Source organism: Klebsiella sp. K5-45 (assembly GCF_030128605.1).
Taxonomy (GTDB): Bacteria; Pseudomonadota; Gammaproteobacteria; order Enterobacterales; family Enterobacteriaceae; genus Klebsiella; species Klebsiella quasipneumoniae.
In genome coordinates this window covers 307463-325794 of record NZ_JAKUZW010000005.1, presented here as the reverse complement: position 1 = coordinate 325794, position 18332 = coordinate 307463, and the positions used below count along the sequence as shown (strand labels likewise).

13 protein-coding genes and 1 pseudogene are annotated in these 18332 nt (G+C 57.5%); 7 read left to right on the top strand and 7 right to left on the bottom strand.

Going from position 1 to position 18332, the window contains the following annotated elements:
• Positions 1-232 precede the first annotated feature (232 nt).
• A complete protein-coding gene (gene fadR / locus MKS11_RS13210) occupies positions 233-952 on the top strand; it encodes a fatty acid metabolism transcriptional regulator FadR (protein WP_004203311.1) in 720 nt (239 codons plus the stop codon).
• Positions 953-1025: 73 nt separating this feature from the next.
• Here fadR and MKS11_RS13205 read toward each other — a convergent pair whose 3' ends face one another.
• Complete coding sequence (locus MKS11_RS13205) at positions 1026-2558, bottom strand: SpoVR family protein (RefSeq protein WP_069602629.1); 1533 nt, start codon at positions 2556-2558, stop codon at positions 1026-1028.
• Positions 2559-2634: 76 nt separating this feature from the next.
• On the opposite strand from MKS11_RS13205, the pseudogene MKS11_RS13200 reads away from it, so the two are divergent.
• The 3 genes and pseudogenes from MKS11_RS13200 to dadX all read left to right on the top strand — a co-directional run bounded on the left by MKS11_RS13200 (position 2635) and on the right by dadX (position 5258).
• Positions 2635-2781 (top strand): annotated as a pseudogene (locus MKS11_RS13200) (hypothetical protein).
• A 98-nt stretch (positions 2782-2879) separates the two neighbouring features.
• Entirely contained in the window at positions 2880-4178 is a 1299-nt protein-coding gene (locus MKS11_RS13195) for a D-amino acid dehydrogenase (RefSeq protein WP_023318600.1), read from the top strand.
• A 9-nt stretch (positions 4179-4187) separates the two neighbouring features.
• On the top strand, positions 4188-5258 hold the full coding sequence (gene dadX / locus MKS11_RS13190; protein WP_004203306.1) for a catabolic alanine racemase DadX: 1071 nt from the start codon (positions 4188-4190) through the stop codon (positions 5256-5258).
• A 16-nt stretch (positions 5259-5274) separates the two neighbouring features.
• Here the strand turns inward: dadX and MKS11_RS13185 are convergent, their stop codons facing one another.
• Together MKS11_RS13185 and ldcA are read right to left on the bottom strand one after the other, a co-directional pair.
• Positions 5275-7008, bottom strand: a complete 1734-nt coding sequence (locus MKS11_RS13185) for a potassium/proton antiporter (RefSeq protein WP_004203303.1) — start codon at positions 7006-7008, stop codon at positions 5275-5277.
• 92 nt (positions 7009-7100) lie between these two features.
• On the bottom strand, positions 7101-8015 hold the full coding sequence (gene ldcA, locus MKS11_RS13180; protein ID WP_017900195.1) for a muramoyltetrapeptide carboxypeptidase: 915 nt from the start codon (positions 8013-8015) through the stop codon (positions 7101-7103).
• A 175-nt stretch (positions 8016-8190) separates the two neighbouring features.
• Between ldcA and emtA the strand changes: the two genes are divergently transcribed.
• On the top strand, positions 8191-8802 hold the full coding sequence (gene emtA, locus MKS11_RS13175; protein WP_004203299.1) for a membrane-bound lytic murein transglycosylase EmtA: 612 nt from the start codon (positions 8191-8193) through the stop codon (positions 8800-8802).
• A 32-nt stretch (positions 8803-8834) separates the two neighbouring features.
• On the opposite strand, the gene MKS11_RS13170 is transcribed toward emtA, so the two are convergent.
• The 4 genes from MKS11_RS13170 to MKS11_RS13155 all read right to left on the bottom strand — a co-directional run bounded on the left by MKS11_RS13170 (position 8835) and on the right by MKS11_RS13155 (position 14818).
• The gene (locus MKS11_RS13170) at positions 8835-9644 is read right to left on the bottom strand and encodes a TIGR04222 domain-containing membrane protein (RefSeq protein WP_227523464.1); all 810 of its coding nucleotides are present in this window, start codon (positions 9642-9644) and stop codon (positions 8835-8837) included.
• A gap of 27 nt (positions 9645-9671) precedes the next feature.
• Positions 9672-10214: a hypothetical protein gene (locus tag MKS11_RS13165; protein ID WP_227523465.1), complete on the bottom strand. Its 543-nt coding sequence runs from the start codon at positions 10212-10214 to the stop codon at positions 9672-9674.
• 489 nt (positions 10215-10703) lie between these two features.
• Positions 10704-12824: a TonB-dependent siderophore receptor gene (locus MKS11_RS13160; protein WP_101865652.1), complete on the bottom strand. Its 2121-nt coding sequence runs from the start codon at positions 12822-12824 to the stop codon at positions 10704-10706.
• Between the two features lie 251 nt (positions 12825-13075).
• Entirely contained in the window at positions 13076-14818 is a 1743-nt protein-coding gene (locus tag MKS11_RS13155) for an alpha,alpha-trehalase (RefSeq protein ID WP_032456295.1), read from the bottom strand.
• Between the two features lie 512 nt (positions 14819-15330).
• On the opposite strand from MKS11_RS13155, the gene MKS11_RS13150 reads away from it, so the two are divergent.
• Positions 15331-16689 (top strand): glycoside-pentoside-hexuronide (GPH):cation symporter, encoded by a 1359-nt coding sequence (locus tag MKS11_RS13150; RefSeq protein WP_032456294.1) that lies wholly within the window; start codon positions 15331-15333, stop codon positions 16687-16689.
• 100 nt (positions 16690-16789) lie between these two features.
• Positions 16790-18181 carry a carbohydrate porin gene (locus tag MKS11_RS13145; RefSeq protein ID WP_064794743.1) on the top strand — a complete coding sequence of 464 codons (1392 nt, stop codon included), beginning with the start codon at positions 16790-16792 and terminating at the stop codon, positions 18179-18181.
• The last annotated feature ends 151 nt before the right edge of the window (positions 18182-18332 follow it).

The window sequence follows — 18332 nt, the reverse complement described above, 5'->3', positions numbered from 1 at the left end:
GTCAATTAGTGCATGATTTTGTGCGTAACTATTGGCAAGAGTACCAGTTGAGCAAAATGAGAAGCAACTTTCTTCGCAGCGCTGCGGCGGTTACGGGAGATAAGGAAAAGCGTAAAGTAAAAACGGAAAATGAAACGGCGATCCCTTTTTAATTCACTTGCGATGCTATCTGCGCTATAGCGGCTCTGGTATGATGAGTGCAATTGCAACAATGTGTAATGGAAATATTATTATGGTCATTAAGGCGCAGAGCCCTGCGGGTTTCGCGGAAGAGTATATCATTGAGAGCATCTGGAATAACCGCTTCCCACCTGGATCGATTCTCCCCGCTGAACGCGAGCTTTCTGAGCTGATCGGTGTCACCCGCACCACGCTGCGCGAAGTGTTGCAGCGTCTGGCGCGTGACGGCTGGTTGACCATTCAGCACGGCAAACCCACCAAAGTGAACAACTTCTGGGAGACCTCCGGGCTGAATATCCTTGAAACACTGGCGCGTCTCGATCACGACAGCGTCCCCCAGTTGATTGATAACCTGCTCTCCGTGCGCACCAATATTTCCACGATTTTTATTCGCACCGCGTTCCGTCAGCATCCGGATAAAGCGCTGGCGGTGCTGGACAGCGCCCGGGAAGTGGAAGATCACGCCGACGCCTTCGCCGATCTCGATTACAACATTTTCCGCGGTCTGGCTTTCGCCTCCGGCAACCCGATTTATGGCCTGATCCTCAACGGCATGAAGGGGCTATATACCCGCATCGGCCGCCACTACTTCTCCAGCCCGGAAGCGCGCAGCCTGGCGCTGGGCTTTTATCATCAGCTGGCGAAGGTGTGCGAAGGCGGCCTGCACGATCAGGTGTATGAGCTGGTTCGTCGCTACGGCCATGACAGCGGCGAGATCTGGCACCGGATGCAGAAATCGCTGCCCGGCGATTTAGCCATGAATGTGCGTTAAGCCGGCTATTCGCGATCGATAAATAAAATAAGGGGGCCGATGGCCCCCTTCGTCGTTTTAACGTCCCGCAATGCTATAGCGCGTTTGGCCGCGCCGGGCAGCGGTCCAGCAGCTCAATGCTGCCGTCGGCGTTCTGCTGCTCCAGCAGCACATCGAACCCCCACAGACGATGCACATGTTTCAGTACTTCGCGCCGCCCTTTGTCCAGCGGGACGCGGTTGTGCGGCACATAGCGCAACGTCAGCGAGCGGTCGCCGCGCAGGTCAACGTTCCACACCTGGATATTCGGCTCGAGATTGCTGAGGTTATATTGCGCCGAGAGCTTGTTGCGGATTTCGCGATAGCCCTCTTCGTTGTGGATCGCCGAGATCTCGAGATAATTGTTGTGATCGTCGTCGAGCACGGTAAAGAAGCGGAAATCGCGCATGATCTTCGGCGACAGGAACTGGCTGATAAAGCTCTCATCCTTGAAGTCGCGCATGGCGAAATGCAGCGTTTCCAGCCAGTCGGAACCAGCGATATCCGGGAACCAGTACTTGTCCTCTTCGGTAGGCGACTGGCAGATGCGCTTGATGTCCTGGAACATGGCGAACCCCAGCGCGTAGGGGTTAATCCCGCTGTACCACGGACTGTTGTACGGCGGCTGGAAGACCACGTTCGTGTGGCTGTGGAGAAACTCCAGCATAAAGCGCTCGGTCACTTTCCCTTCATCATAGAGATGGTTGAGGATGGTATAGTGCCAGAAGGTGGCCCACCCCTCGTTCATCACCTGGGTCTGTTTCTGCGGGTAGAAATACTGGCTGACTTTGCGCACGATGCGCAGGATCTCGCGCTGCCACGATTCCAGCAGCGGGGCGTTCTTCTCCATAAAGTACAGCAGGTTCTCCTGCGGTTCGGAAGGGTAGCGGCGGGCGGACTCAATCGCCTTCTCCTCTTCGCGCTTCGGCAGGGTACGCCACAGCATATTCACCTGGCTCTGCAGATACTCTTCCCGGCTTTTCTGCCGCGCCTTCTCCTCCTGCAGAGAGATTTTTTGCGGACGTTTATAGCGGTCGACGCCGTAGTTCATCAGCGCGTGGCAGGAGTCGAGCAGTTTCTCCACTTCGTCGACGCCATAGCGCTCTTCGCACTCGGTAATGTATTTGCGGGCGAAAATCAGGTAGTCAATGATTGAGCTGGCGTCGGTCCAGCTGCGAAACAGGTAATTGTTTTTGAAGAACGAGTTATGCCCGTAGCAGGCGTGCGCCATCACCAGCGCCTGCATGGTGATGGTATTTTCTTCCATCAGATAAGCGATGCAGGGATTGGAATTGATGACGATCTCATACGCCAGGCCCTGCTGGCCGTGCTTATAGGCCTGCTCGGTCTCAATGAATTTTTTGCCGAACGACCAGTGCGGATAGTTGATGGGCATGCCGACGCTGGAGTAGGCGTCCATCATCTGTTCGGAAGTAATGACTTCGATCTGGTGCGGGTAGGTGTCAAGACGATAGAGCTTAGCGACCCGGTCCACTTCGGCCAGGTAGGTCTCCAGTAACTCAAACGTCCAGTCGGGTCCATCGCTTAAACGGGTGGTGTCCTTGTTCATGGAGTCAATCGTAGCCATTAGCGCGCCCTCGTTGTTGTTGGTTTTCTCTGAACGGAAAACCTCTAAACAAGCATAGAACACCGCACAGCAAACTGTGTTGTCAGCCAATCGCTTTTCTTCGCGATTTCCCCATCTCAAAGCCGTTTTTTGCGCTTATTTGCAGAATTAAATGCTGGGTAAAAATAAAGCGCAGCATGAGATCGTAAATCTTACAGCTCAGGACTGGTGCGGTTTGCTGTGAGTTAAGTCACCATAAATAAAGCGTATGTTGAATAATATTTTCAACTGAGTTATCAATTTGTAATTAGATGATTGTTCTTTAACTGTTACGGAGTTGCTATGCGTGTCGTCATACTGGGAAGTGGGGTGGTTGGGGTAGCCAGCGCGTGGTATTTGAGTCAGGCGGGTCATGAGGTGACGGTCATCGACCGTCAGCCCGGTCCGGCAGAGGAGACCAGCGCGGCCAACGCCGGGCAGATATCTCCCGGCTATGCGGCGCCGTGGGCGGCGCCGGGAGTGCCGCTGAAGGCGATCAAATGGATGTTCCAGCGCCATGCGCCGCTGGCGATCGGCCTTGACGGCACGTCGTTCCAGCTGAAGTGGATGTGGCAGATGCTGCGCAACTGCGACACCCGCCATTATATGGAGAACAAAGGCCGGATGGTGCGCCTGGCGGAGTACAGCCGCGACTGCCTGAAGGCGCTGCGCGACACCACCGGCATTCAGTATGAAGGGCGTCAGGGCGGGACGCTGCAGCTGTTCCGTACCGCCAAACAGTATGAAAACGCCACCCGCGACATCGCGGTGCTGGAGGACGCCGGCGTGCCCTATCAGTTGCTGGAGGCGAAGCGGCTGGCGGAAGTGGAGCCCGCGCTGGCGGAGGTTAGCCACAAACTGACCGGCGGTCTGCGTCTGCCAAACGATGAAACCGGCGACTGCCAGCTGTTTACCACCCGTCTGGCGGCGATGGCGGAACAGGCCGGGGTCACCTTCCGCTTTAACACCGCGGTGGACGCCCTGCTGCAGGAGGGCGATCGCATTGCCGGGGTGAAATGCGGCGATGAGATTATCAAGGGCGACGCCTATGTCATGGCCTTTGGCTCTTACTCGACGGCGATGCTCAAGGGGCTGGTGGATATTCCTGTCTACCCGCTGAAAGGCTATTCGTTAACCATCCCGATTGCCCAGGAAGACGGCGCGCCGGTTTCCACTATCCTTGATGAGACCTATAAAATCGCCATCACCCGTTTCGATCAGCGCATTCGCGTCGGCGGTATGGCCGAGATCGTCGGTTTTAATAAAGCGCTGCTGCAGCCGCGTCGCGAAACCCTGGAGATGGTGGTGCGCGATCTGTTCCCGCGCGGCGGCCACGTTGAGCAGGCCACCTTCTGGACCGGCCTGCGGCCGATGACGCCGGACGGCACGCCGGTGGTCGGGCGCACGGCGTTTAAAAACCTGTGGCTCAACACCGGCCACGGCACGCTTGGTTGGACCATGGCCTGCGGCTCCGGGCAGCTTATCAGCGATCTGATCTCCGGCCGCACGCCGGCGATCCCTTACGACGATCTGGCTGTCGCCCGCTATAGCCCCGGGTTTACCCCGGCGCGTCCGCAGCATCTGCATGGCGCACACAACTAAGGAGCTTGCATGACCCGTCCGGTAGTGGCCAGTATCGACTTGCTGGCCTTGCGGCAGAATTTACAGATAGTGCGTCGCGCGGCCCCCGGGTCGCGCCTGTGGGCGGTGGTCAAAGCAAATGCTTATGGCCATGGCGTGGCGCGGGTATGGAGTGCGTTAAGCGCGGCGGATGGTTTCGCCTTGCTCAACCTGGAAGAGGCGATCCTGCTGCGCGAGCAGGGCTGGAAAGGGCCGATCCTGTTGCTGGAGGGCTTCTTCCATGCCGATGAGCTGGCGGTGCTGGATCAATATCGCTTAACCACCAGCGTCCACAGCAACTGGCAGATTAAGGCGCTGCAGCAGGCGAAGCTGCGCGCGCCGCTGGATATCTATCTCAAGGTGAACAGCGGTATGAACCGGCTGGGCTTTATGCCGGAGCGGGTGCATACCGTCTGGCAGCAGCTGCGGGCGATAAGCAACGTCGGCGAGATGACGCTGATGTCGCACTTCGCGGAGGCGGAGAACCCGCAGGGGATTGTTGAGCCGATGCGCCGGATCGAACAGGCGGCGGAGGGGCTGGATTGCCCACGCTCGCTGGCCAACTCGGCGGCGACGCTCTGGCATCCGGAAGCGCATTTTGACTGGGTTCGTCCCGGGATCGTGCTGTATGGCGCATCGCCCTCCGGGCAGTGGCAGGATATCGCGAACACCGGCCTGAAGCCGGTGATGACCCTGCGCAGCGAAATCATCGCCGTGCAGAACCTGCGCCCCGGCGAAGCGATTGGCTATGGCGGCCTGTATCGCACCACCCAGGAGCAGCGGATCGGCATCGTCGCCTGCGGCTATGCCGACGGCTACCCGCGGGTGGCGCCGAGCGGCACGCCGGTGCTGGTGGACGGCGTACGCACCACCACCGTCGGGCGCGTGTCGATGGATATGTTGGCGGTCGATTTAACGCCCTGTCCGCAGGCCGGGATCGGCGCGCCGGTCGAACTGTGGGGCAAAGAGATTAAAATCGACGACGTGGCGGCCAGCTGCGGCACCGTCGGCTATGAGCTGATGTGCGCCCTGGCGCCGCGGGTGCCGGTTGTGACCCTGTAACCTGTTCCGGGGCGGATCACTCCGCCTCGTCTTCCGCGACCCGTACCCCTACCTTCAGCACGTGATCGTTCTCTTTTTCCGCGACTGTCCATACCATCCCGGCGAACTCCACCTGGTCGCCCACCACTGGCGCGGCGCCCAGCAGCTGCTGCACCACTTCCCCCAGCGACTGCTGATGTTCGCGGAACTCCTCTCCGCCGTCGAGGCCGTAGATTTGCGCCACATCGGCGAAGCGGGCCTCGGCATCAAGTATAAAGTCGCCGAAAAAACGCTGATCGAGCGCCACCGGCGGCGACTGGCTGAACATTTTGCCCAGCGCCGGCAGGTCGTGCTCCCGGCCAATGACGCACAGGATATCGCCTTCCCGCAGGCGGGTGCTGCCGGTGGGGTGCAGCAGGGCATTGTTGCGAAACAGGGCGGCAATCCGCGTCTCCGGCGGCATATGCAGGTCGCGCAGCGCCGCGCCGATGCACCATTTATCGGCGCCCAGCTGGTAGACAAACTGCTCCCACGGGTTTTCCGGGTGAATATCCAGCCCGACGCGGGAGATGGGCCAGCTGACGGGCGGCACCACCACTTTGGCTTTTTTCGCCGCCCACGATAGCGAGGTGCCCTGGAGCAGAAGCGACACCAGCACCACGAAGAAGGCGACATTGAAGAACAGGCGGGCGTTGTCCAGGCCGGCCATCATCGGGAACACCGCGAGAATAATCGGCACTGCGCCGCGCAGGCCGACCCAGCTGATAAATACCCGTTCGCGGAGGTTGAACCCGCGGAACGGCAGCAGACCGGCAAATACCGACAGCGGACGGGCAATGAAAATCATCCACATCGACAGCAACAGCGCCGGGATAGCGATCGGCAGCAGGTCGGAGGGCGTCACCAGCAGGCCCAGCACCAGGAACATGGCGATTTGCGCCAGCCACGCCAGACCGTCGAAGTTCTGCAGGATACCGTGCCGGTTGCGGATAGGCCGGTTGCCCAGCAGAAAGCCGCAGAGATAGACGGCGAGGATACCGCTGCCGTCGAGGGTAGTGGTGACGGCGAAAATCATGATCCCGCCGCTCAGCGCCAGCAGCGGATAGAGCCCGGCGGGCAGCACGATGCGGTTGATCATCTGCAGCAGCAGGTAGCCGCCGCCGAGGCCGATGGCGATCCCGAGACCGAACTGTTGAATGATATGCACGGCGAACATCCAGCTGAGGCCGGTCTGGTGCTGCTGGATCATTTCGATCAGGGTGATGGTCAGGAAGACCGCCATCGGATCGTTACTGCCTGACTCAATCTCCAGCGTCGAGCCGACGCGCTCGTTGAGCCCCTTGCCGCCGAGCAGCGAGAAGACCGCCGCGGCGTCGGTGGAGCCGACAATGGCGCCGATCAGCAGGCCTTCGATCATATCCAGTTTGAACAGCCAGGCCGCCATCATCCCGGTCAGCGCCGAGGTGATCAGCACCCCGACCGTCGCCAGCGACAGTGCTGGCCACAGCGCGACGCGAAAGGAGCTGGCCTGGGTGCGCATCCCGCCGTCCAGCAGGATCACCGCCAGCGCCAGGTTACTCACCATGTAGGCGAAGGGGTAGTTGTCGAAGGGGATGCCGCCGATGCCGTCAATGCCTGCCAGCATCCCGATGGCCAGAAAGATGACCAGAATCGGGATGCCAAGGCGCGAAGAAAAGGAGCTCAATAAGATACTGCAGGTTACTAAAACAGAACCCAGAATAAACAGACTAATGACCGCAGCGGCGTCCAATGTTCACGTACTCCCTGACTGGCGTGAAAAAATGGCTAAAAGTGACACTATTTTAACAATTCGCAGGGAATCCGCCTATGCGTCTGGGAAATTTATTCTGCCAGCACCGGGTGGCCGCTGATTGTCAGGGTGGTGGCTGATGGCTGGTTGACCAGCCGCGCGCGCGCGCCCAGCGGCAGGGTCACCGTGCGCTGCTCGTGGCCAAACTCCAGTCCGCTTATCAGCGGTACAGAGAGCTGCTGGCGCAGATAATCAAACACCTGCGGCAGGTCATATCCCACGTCATAGTCGTTCGGCGCGCCGCCGGTGAAGCTGCCGAAGATCACCGCCTTCTGCGCCGCCAGTACGCCGCTGTGCAACAGCTGAAGCAGCATGCGTTCGACGCGGAACGGGTGCTCATTGATATCCTCTACCACCAGGATGCCGTCGCGGATCGCCGGTAGCCACGGGGTACCGATAAGCGAAGTCAGCATCGCCAGATTCCCGCCCCACAGGGTGCCTTCCACCCGGCAGTTCGGCCCTTCGCCCGGCCATTCGAGGGTGAATTCAGGCTGGCGCAGCGCCTGCCAGAAATGCTGTTCGGTAAACGGATCGAGGGTCTCCGCGCCGAAGTTCCCTGCGAGCATCGGCCCGCTGAAGGTGACGACGTTGCCCATGGCCAGCAGGCCCGACTGGATGACGGTGAAATCGCTGTGGCCGCAAATCAGCAACGGGTCGCGCTGCTGGCGGGCAATCAGCCCCTGCCAGTCGATATGCGGCAGCAGGCGGCTGGCGCCGTAGCCGCCGCGCACCGCGAGAACGATCCGGTTGCGGCCAGGCAGCTGGGCAAGCTGGTTAATATCGGCCAGCCGTTCATGTTCAGTTCCGGCGAAACGCTGCTGCCGACGGGGAATGACCTGCTGGTGGGCCACCTCGTGCCCGGCCTGCTGCAGACGCTCGACGCCGCGGGCCGCCGCCTGCTGGTTGATGCAATAACCGGATGGCGCGACCAGATAAAACTGAGACATGATAATTCCTTGCTATGAATGAAAGGGTTATGATGCCGCCTGGAATGGCGATTGTCATCTCCAGGTGGCTAACTTCAATCCGCACCCGTCATCCATCAGGCTGTCGGCGGGCGGGGGACGTACCGCTGCCGTCGTTCTGCAGCATGATGGCGTTTGGGTAGATAAGGATAGATGTGTGAAATTGAGATGGTTGCTTATTTTAGTCGTTTTTCTGGCCGGTTGTAGTTCGAAACACGATTACACCAATCCACCGTGGAACCCCGAGGTCCCGGTGAAGCGGGCGATGCAGTGGATGCCGATCAGTGAAAAAGCCGGCGCCGCCTGGGGCGTGGATCCGCAGCTGATCACGGCGATCATTGCCATCGAGTCGGGCGGTAACCCTGCGGTAGTGAGTAAATCCGGCGCCGTCGGGCTGATGCAGCTTAAGCCGTCGACCTCCGGACGCGATGTTTACCGGCGGATGGGCTGGCGCGGCGAGCCGTCGGTCAGTGAGCTGAAAAACCCGGAACGGAATATCTCGATGGGGGCCGCCTATCTGAGCATTCTGGAGAATGGTCCGCTGGCGGGGATCAAAGACCCGCAGGTGATGCGCTATGCGGTGGTGGTCTCCTATGCCAACGGCGCTGGCGCGCTGCTGCGCACCTTCTCGTCAAACCGGCAGGACGCCATCGAGGAGATTAACGACCTCGACGCCGATGAGTTCTTCGAGCATGTGGCGAAAAAACACCCGGCTCCGCAGGCGCCGCGCTATATCTGGAAGCTGCAGAAAGCGCTGGACGCCATGTAACCTTACCTTCGCCCCGCCGGCCTGGCGGGGTCCTAATCCTCTGTGCGCAGCGACGTGATAATGCTAATCGGCGCTATTAACGCTTTATATTCCCGGTAGCGCTCGGGAAGCGATTCCACGCCGTTTACCGCCACGCAGAGCATGGCCGTCGCGTCATCCTCCTGCGCGCCTTTATACGCTAACGTTTCTCGTAACGCATTGATGCAGGCATGGGCGTCATGATGCGAAATGCCGTTGATATCGAGACGAATGGTTTTGCTAATGGCCTCTATCCATAATCCGCCCCACAGAACGCAACCCGAGGGCATGAGCAGGCAACTGAAGATGCTGTAAGCGGTGAGGTCGAGCCAGATAAAGGTCTTACTGGCAACGATAACGCCGAGGGCGACCGAAGGGATGCTGATGGCCAGCATATTCCATCCGCGGCGCAGCGGACTTAAGGCTAAACCCGCGCTTGCTATCTGTTCCTGCCAGAGGTTACGTCCGGCGATACTCAGGCAGCAGGGCAGATCTTCATGACACGGCTTTCGCACCGCAAAATGGTCAAATAGCATGCTTTCAATGACGTTCATTTCGTGGTTTGCATAGCGTCCGTTGGCCAAAACCTGCCCGGGCTCCGGGATCCACAGATGCTTATTACTGAGTAAGCTGAACATTGCCAGCTGAATCACCCGGGTCCCTTCTCCGGTCAGCCACGCCAGCAGCCAGGGGCTAACCTCCATCGCGTGCGGCTGGGGCTGAGCCGCTGGCCGCGACAGGATAATCATTATACCAATAGCAATATAGATACCCGGGACGATAAGTATAAAACCGCCGAGAAACAGCAGTGGATGCAGATGCATTATAAAATTCCACATACCATCCCCTCGTTAATCCAGCCTCTGCAGACAAAAGGGATACTTAATAAGGTTGATGATTTTTACATATTCACCATATCTTTCGGGAAGCAGGGCGGTTTTACCGATCGCCACGCAATAATCGGCGTTTTCATCGGTCAGGGTATCTGAGTCAGCAATAAGCGTCTCCTTCAGGGTATCAATATAGTGATGAAAGATATTAACGGCGATCCCTTCCCGGTCCAGCCGGGTGGCGTTTAAGGTGATGCATAACAGCCACAGCCACCACAGGCCGGAAACCATCCCCATTGTCAGCCAGCTGAACACGCTGGAGTGAATTATCGCCTGATTATCAAAAAGCATTTTCCAGGCGAGCGCGGCGATCAATAGCAGGGAGGGCGCGGCAATCAATATCATATTCCACGTTTGGTGCGTCGGGCTGAGCCGCAGCCCTTGGCAGTGAGGATCGGTGGCCCAGTGGTTCTTTTCGGCGACGTGCAGAGAAAGCGGCAGATCCTGGTCACTGGATTTTGGCGTAGCGAAATGGTCAAACAGTATTTTTTCCACACAGGTCATTTTGCATTCTGCGTACTGCTGATTGGCGCAGAGTTGAATATTGTCCGCAGAATGGATGAGAGTGACATAGTTTTTTCTTAACAGCCGGAACATGGCCAGCTGAATGACGCTGGTGGCGCTATTACGTAGCCAGGCTAAAAAAGAGGGTGAGATAGAATAGGGCGCCGGAACGGCTGTGGTATTTTCAGTAGGGCGGGTCTTCGCAATAATTATATTTACCAGAATATATATCACTGTGGTGAATAATATATGGTAACCCATAAATGATAACGGATGTAAATTGGCGAGATAGCTAATGACAGGGTTCACTTTTATTCCTTGTGAGCGTCCTAACCTGTTTTCGCCAGCATATTAAGTCCTCTCATCACAGGGGGGCAAGTGAAATAATGGCCTGGCATCTTTAAGTTAATATTAGCCATCAAAGCGTGACGTCACCTGTTAACGAAAGCCTCCGCCGTCACGGGCGGAGGCTTATCTTTACGCTGTCAGTTAAAAGTCGTAGCCCACGGTGGCCATGACGCTGCGCTCTGCTCCCCAGTAGCAGTTGCCGGTGCCGTAGCAGCCGGAAACGTATTCACGATTGCCGATATTGTTGGCGTTGACCTGCACATAAGCGCCTTTCAGCCCCGGCGACCAGACGCCGAGGTCAGCCCGCATCATGGCGTCCATCAGCGTGACCGACGGCAGCCGCGCGGTGTTGGCATCATCCGCCCACTGTTTACCAATGTAGCGGACGCCGGCGCCCAGCGAGATCCCCGCCGGAAACTGATAGCGCGCCCAGAAGGAGGCCATCTGATCCGGGGTCAGCTGCGGCGTGTTGTTGTCGGTACCGTCCTTAGTGTCCTGGAAGCGCAGACGATTCCAGGTATACGAGGCGAGGGTGCTCAGCTGCGGGGTGATCTGGTGGTGCGCTTCCAGCTCAACCCCCTGGGAATGGACCTTACCCGCCGGAATATAGGTGGCGGTGGCGATGTTGGGGTCGCGGGTGGCGACATCCTTTTGCATCAGATCGTAAATCGCGATGCTATAGAGGTCGCTGCTGCCCGGCGGCTGGAACTTCAGGCCGGCTTCGACCTGTTCGGCGGTGGTCGGTTTCAACGGTTTGCCGTCAGCGCCGGGCAGCATCGCCGGGGTAATCGCCTGGCTGTAGCTCAGGTAGGGCGAAAGACCGTTGTCCAGGGCGTACAACAGCGAGGCGCGGCCGCTGATATGGTCGTCTGAACGGCGGTTTGAGGTGCCCAGGGTATCGCTGACCTGCTGGGAAACGATACGGTCATAGCGGGCGGAAACATCCACATGCCAGCGGTCCCAGACCATCTCATCCTGCAGATACAGCCCGGTCTGGTAATAACGGCGATTATTATCATCGCTGTAGGTCACGGTATGCCCGGTCTGGGTGGTATAGCCGGTAAACGGGTTAAGGGGCGCCGCGCCGCCGGCGCCGGTCCACAGATCGTTGCGAAAGCGATGGTATTCAGCGCCGAGGATCAGGGTATGCGCCAGATCGCCAGTATTGAAATCGGCGCGCAGGCGGTTATCGGTTGACCAGCCGTCCAGCGAACCGCGCGAGCCGCTGTAACCGCGAGCCAGCATGTCGCTGTCATCTATCCAGCCGACCTGGTAGACCTGATCGAGGGAGACGTTGGTGTGGGTGTAGCTTCCGGCGGAATAGACCGACCAGACGTCGGTGAACTGGTGGTCAAACTCATAGCTGTAGATCTGCTGGCGGCGCTGATAGCCATCTCCCGGATCGCCCTCGTTGGTGCTGGTGGAGAGCTTACGGCCATTGTGCGCGTAGCGGGTGCCGTCCAGCGGCAAAGAGCCATGATAGCCACCGGAAGGATCTTTTTGCAGATAGGCGCGTAGCAGCAGCGAGGTATCGCTGTCCGGCTGCCACAGCAGGGAAGGTGAAATGGCGTAGCGCTCTTCGCGGGTATGGTCATACTGCGTGTCGCTGCTGCGGGTCATACCGATCAGCCGCCATGCCCACTGCTCATTGATGGCGTCGGTGTAATCGAAGGCCGCGCCTTTGGTATTTTGCGTCCCGCCAGTCAGGCGGACGTGGCCCTGCTGGCTGAAATGTGGGCGCTTGGAGGTCAGGTTGACCACGCCGCCCGGCACGCTCTGCCCGTAGAGCGCGGAGGAGGGGCCGCGGATCACATCGACGCGTTCGATAAACCACGGGTCGATCTGCACCACGTTATGGCTGCCGCCGTCGCTCATCAGACGCATGCCGTCGAGGAACAGGTTATCGACGTCGCCGCCGTGGTAGCCGCGCAGGGAGATGGCGTCAAATCGGGTGGCGCCACCGCCGAAGCTGGAGTAGACCCCCGGGGTATATTCCAGCGCCTGGCTGATGGTATTCGCCCCCTGATCCGCCATCTGCTGGCGGGTGACAACCGACACCGACTGGGCGGTGGTGATTAACGGCTGGTCGGTTTTCGTCGCCCCGAGCGAGGTGCTGGCGCTATAGCCCTCAGTCGGCGCGCTGGCGGATGCCGGCGGGCTGGCCGTTACCACCACCGTCTCTTCGGCCTGCGCGGTGAAGGGAAGTGCGATCGCGAGGGCGCACAGCAGCCCCGGGCGTTTGCGAGAAATAGCCACGTTCATAAGATCATCCTGAACCTGCGCGGTCTGGTACTCCTGTACGCCGCCGCGGGAAAAACGAATCTGTCATTATTCGTTAAAAAGTAATGCGAATTATTATTGTTTGTATTTATGCAATCAAGCGAAAAGGTGATCTGTTCAGCGCGAGGGGATGGAGAAGGGTTTCCCGCGAGCCGCAGAATGGGCCTGCGCGGGACGGTAGTGAGCAGGGAGACCGCTTCCCCCTACCGATTTTGGTAGGGTGCGGCAAAGCGTCAGGAGCCGGTCTTTTGCGGTTCCGCAGGGGCGGGGTCGTTAGCCGCGGGCGCCGCAACAGGTTTGTCCTGCGGTGAAGGCGTTGGCGCCGGACGGGTAGCAGGCAGCGCATCGCAGGGTTTCTCCTGCGGGCAGATCAGATCCAGCATCTTAAGGGTGACGCCGTTGGTCCAGCCAAAGCCGTCCTGCAGTGGATATTCCCCACCGCCGCCACCGGTGCCGGTTGAGCTTACGTCATACTTCTCCACCAGCTTTTGCTTGCTGTCATAGGTATGCTGCACGTTGGTCAGGAAGCGCCAGGTGACCTCCATGGCGATCTTCTGCTGACCATAGTTTTGCAGCCCCTCGACGGCCACCCACTGCAGCGGCGCCCAGCCGTTGGGGGCGTCCCACTGCTGGCCGCTGTTGACGGTGGTGGTGGTCAGCCCGCCGGGTTTGAGCAGCCGCGACTCGGCGGCGGCCGCCACTTTCGTCGCTCGCTCGCGCGACGCGGCATTGACGTACAGCGGGAACAGCGCCGCGGCGGTCAGCTGATTGCGCACCTTGTGGGTTTTCAGATCGTAATCGGTGTACCACCCCTCTTTTTCATTCCACAGGTATTTCTCGATAGCCTGCTGGCGGGCGTTGGCCAGCGCGTCGTACCGGGTAGCGCCGGCGCTGTCCCCCGCTGCTTTACTGGCGCGGGCGAGGGTTTTCTCCAGATGGAACATCAGGGCATTGAGATCGACCGGGATAATCGAGGTGGTGCGAATGGTGGCGAGCTGCTGCGGATTGTCCATCCAGCGGGAGCTGAAATCCCAGCCGGAAGCGGCGGCGGAGCGCAGGTCGCGATAGATCTCGGTGGCCGGACGATTCGGGTTGCTTTTGGCGGTTTTGACGTCGTCAAGCCAGGACTCGGGACGTGGGGTGTCGTTATCGTCCCAGTAGCGGTTGAGCAGCGCGCCATCCGCCATCCGCACTGCCCGTTTGTCGGCGCTGCCGGGTGCCAGCGCGTCCGCCCCGGCCATCCAGTAGCGATACTCTTTCTCCAGCTGCGGCTGGTAGGTTTTCAGCACCTGGTCGCCATCGTGCGTCGCCAGCAGGCTTACCATAAAGGAGAAGAAGGGGGGCTGCGAACGGCTGAGGTAATAGGTGCGGTTACCGTTGGGGATATGGCCCCAGGTGTCAATTTCCGCAGCGAAGTTGGCGACCATATCTTCGACTTTATCCCAGTGACCGCTTTCGGCAAGACCCAGCATGGTGAAATAGCTGTCCCAGTAATAGACTTCGCGAAAGCGTCCTCCGGGGACCACGTAGGGCTTAGGCAGCGGCAGCAGCGAATCCCACTTTTCCACCTCGACGGTGCTGCGGGTCAGGACCGGCCACAGGCCGTCGATATGCTGACGCAGGGTTTGCCCTTTGGGCGGCACATAGGCGTCGTTCTCTTTCGGCAGCGTGAAGTTCAGCTCAACGAAGTGGCGCAGGTCGAAGCTGGCCTGGTTTTTTTGCATCCGGTAATCGGCAAGGATCATCAGCGGATCGCTGTTCGGAATGGCGTCAGCGAACGTTTTCTGATCAGAAAACAGTTTCGCGCTTTGCACATCATTAAACAGCGGACCGAGCAGGATATCGGGTGATTGCGGGATTGGACGGGTTTCTTCAGCCTCAGCGGTCAGCGTCGCCAGGGCGATAAACGCACCCCCTAGCGCCAGACGAAGAGCATAAGGCAGGGTAGCGGGGCGACGGGAAAAGGGACTCGTCATGGATTGTTCTCCTTATCATTGCAGACTCATGTGCCACTGCATTTGGCCATCAGAAAACCATAGACGAATATCCGCCGCTGCGCGTGTCGAAGCTAACATTTTGCGCTAAAACAGAGAATTTACCGCTCACTGGTCGCTATCCAGGCGGCACAATTCTGCTCAGCCGAATATTATAATCTTAATTATATAAATGCTGGCTGGTGTTATTTTTGTTGTGAATGTTTCTGGGTAAATAATAAGCGCTATTCGATAGCGGCATCCGAAAAAAGAACGGATGTTTATCTGTAACAATAAGGTTCGTATTTATCGCATTTTAAAAATTGCGCAACGGATGAAGGCTGTGATCTGTCAGGCAAAAATACCGGGATTAATATGACTGAAGCCTGGCAGGATCACATAAATTAAAAAACATAAATAATTAATAAAAAAACATAATGGCGCCGCGCATAGCGGATAAGTAAAAAATGCAGACACTACAGAAACCGGTTTCATTTTACATAAAGGAGTGGTGTATGTCTGCTGGCGACAAAATTTCTGTCAGAGAGAAAATAGGTTATAGCCTGGGGGACGCAGCCAGTCACATCGTATTTGACTCGTCTGTGGCTATTCTGGCTTATTTTTATACCGATATTTATGGCCTGCCGCCCGCCGTAATGGGGACGATGTTTTTGCTGGTGCGTCTGCTGGATGCGATTACCGATCCGATTATGGGCGCGATTGCTGACGCCACCTCAACCCGCTGGGGCCGCTTTCGCCCCTGGCTGTTGGCGATCTGCGTGCCCTTTGCGGTGAGCTGCGTGCTGGTGTATTCCATTCCCTCCTTTTCCGACTCCGGAAAAATTGCCTACGCCGTGGCGGCTTATATATTTATGACGCTGATGTATACGGCGATTAATATTCCTTACTGCTCGCTGGGCGCGGCGCTGACCTCCGATCCGCGCGAAAGCCTCTCGCTGCAGTCCTGGCGTTTTGCTATCACTCCAATCGGCGGCGCGCTCGGTACTGCCTTTATTTTACCGCTGGCTGATTTTCTCTATCCCGGCGATCGCGCGACCGGTATTCAGGTCTCGATGGCCCTGTTTGGCGTTATCGGCTGCCTGATGTTTATCACCTGTTTCGCCACGACTAAAGAACGCGTGCAGCCGATTAAAGAACAGAACCTGAACATCGCGCGGGACGTGAAAATACTATTTCGTAACGATCAGTGGCGTATTCTTTCCGTTTACAATTTTATGATGCTGATCGCCGTGGTAATTCGCGGTGGCGCCGTCGTCTATTATGTTAACAGCGTCCTGCATAAAGGCGCCGACGTGATTACCATATTCATGCTCGGCGGTATGTTTGCCTCCATGCTGGGTTCGGTGCTGGCCAAGCCCTTTGGGACGCGCTTTTGTAAGGTCCGATTCTCTTTCTGGATTAATCTTCTCACCGCCGCGCTGGGCGTGGTCTGCTTTATCGTCCCGGTACAATATTGGATTGCGGTGCTCGGCGTGCATATTCTGATTTCTATCATTCAGGGCGGCAACGGCGCGTTGCAGTGGTCGATGATTACCGACGTGAATAACTATGGCGAATGGAAAACCCAGCGGCGTATTACCGGTATGAATGTCGCAGCAAATATCTTTGTCATCAAGCTGGGCGTCGCCGTCGGCGGGGCCATCCTCGGCTGGATATTGGCCTATTTCCATTACGCCGCTAACACCACGGTGCAGTCGGCTTCAGCGGTGCAGGGCGTGGTGCTGTTGTTTACTCTGGTCCCTTCCGTGTTTTATGTGCTTACCGCCGTCTCGATTAAATTCTACGGCTTAACGGAAAACAGAATGAACGGCATCGTTGATGATTTAAAACACGGCACTTTCGCCGAATCCTGATTATTCCACGCTGTATTAAGAGGGCTATGCAGGTAATTCCCTGGATAGCCCGGCTATACCCTGGATGAAACATATAACAATGTAATTAGGGATGTTAATAATGAAAGTAAACTATATGGCTCTGATTATGAGTGGTCTGTTCTCCTCTGGCCTTTGGGCCGCGACGAATAATCACCCGACGGATATTGAAAAACGTTTAGCGCAGCTGGAACAGCGCGTAATAAATGCTGAGCAACGAGCGGCCGATGCGGAAGCGAAAATCCAGACCTTAACCCGACAGCAGAGCGTGGTGGCGAAAAGCAAGCCAACTGTCAAAGTGGAGTCCGCCGAGCCCGTGGCACCGGGCGCGGAGCCGACAACACTAACGCTGTCCGGCTATGGGGATATCAAATTTTATGGTGATGTCGAATTTAACATGGATGGCGCCAGCAGCAGTGGGAGCCTGACTTCGGTAAAAACCACGGCAAATAAAGACTGGGCGCCGGGCAATAATGAACGCTGGGATATTAATGGCCGTCTGCTGTTAGGTTTTGACGGCATGCGCAAAATGGATAATGGCCGTTTTGCCGGTTTTTCCGTCCAGCCGCTGGCCGACCTGAACGGCAAAATGAATCTTGATGATGCGGTATTCTTTTTTGGCCAGGAGAACGACTGGAAGGTGAAGGTTGGTCGTTTCGAAGCCTACGATATGTTCCCGTTGAATCAGGATACGTTCGTGGAATACTCCGGGAACACCGCCAACGATCTGTACAGCGACGGCTACGGCTATATTTACATGATGAAGGAAGGGCGCGGTCGGAGCAACAGCGGCGGCAACTTCCTGATGAGCAAAACCTATGATAACTGGTATTTCGAACTGAATACCCTGCTGGAGAATGGCAGCACGCTATTCCAGGACCAGCAGTATCATGGCACCGCGCTGGAAAATGAGAAAAATGTGGCCTATTTGCGCCCGGTTATCGCGTGGAACAGCGGGCGCTTCTCCACTGCCATCGCCATGGAAAGCAACGTGGTAAATAACGCCTATGGCTATCACGATGCGAAAGGACGCTGGGTCGACCAGTCCAGCCGTACCGGCTATGGCTATACGATGACGTGGAATGGGCAAAAAACCGATCCGCAGGACGGCGTGGTGACCAACCTTAACGTCGCTTATATGGATGCCGAAGATGAGACTGACTTTACCGCGGGCGTTAACTCCCTGTGGCACGGTTTTGAGCTGGGCTACATTTACGCGCATAACAAAATCGACAGCTTTAACACCGCTGATTTTATCGCTAACTGCGACGATAATTGCTGGATCGCCGATCCGGGCAACTATGATATCCACACAATCCATGCGTCGTACCTGTTTCCGAACGTAATGAATATGAAGAACTTCAACATCTATCTTGGGGCCTACGCATCATGGATTGAATCCAACCCAAACAACGGCGACGGCCAGGAAGACTCCCGCTATGGCGGCCGGCTGCGCTTCAAGTATTTCTTCTGAGCAACACAGAGCCTGCACAGCGCAGGCTCTGTGCTATTCAGCCGCCTGTCGCTACGCGGCGTGGCTCGCGAAGCCTCAGCGTCCCGTGAATCCACTTGCCCCAAACTGGTGCGTTTAACGCTAAAAACCGCCCACAAATAAGCAAAGTGTC